At 64.3% G+C, this 456-nt stretch carries 1 protein-coding gene; it reads left to right on the top strand.

Annotation, left to right across the window (positions count from 1 at the left end; translation table 11 throughout):
• The coding region (locus G3I71_RS47340; protein ID WP_164325131.1) for an amidase domain-containing protein at positions 1-456 on the top strand (456 nt) is incomplete at both ends.

The following is a 456-nucleotide window of genomic DNA, read 5'->3' on the forward strand; positions in this document are numbered from 1 at the left end:
GCGTACGACTACAACGCCATGGCGAAGTACGCCGAGAAGTACTGGAGCAACTACAACCCCCAGTACCGCAAGTTCAACGGCGCCGGCGGCGACTGCACCAACTTCATCAGCCAGGCGCTGAAGGCGGGCGGCTGGAAGGCCGCTCCCGGCTCGTCCTCGGACTACCGCAACTGGTGGTACGACGGCAGCCGGCAGAGCGACTCCTGGGTCGGCGCCAACGAGTGGGCCTGGTTCACGCTGTCGAACCAGCGGGCCGCCAACCTGGCGAACGTCCACCAGATGGACGTCGGTGACGTACTGCAAGTGGACTTCAACAAGGACGGGTCCAAGGACCACTCGATGATGGTGACGTACCGCAGCGGCAACGGCATGCCGTACCTCACCTACCACTCCACCAACACGTACCGGAAGTCCCTCGCGAGCATCCTCGCGTCGTACCCGGACGCGCGCTACTTC

This window comes from Streptomyces sp. SID12501, from assembly GCF_010550245.1.
Lineage (GTDB): Bacteria > Actinomycetota > Actinomycetes > Streptomycetales > Streptomycetaceae > Streptomyces.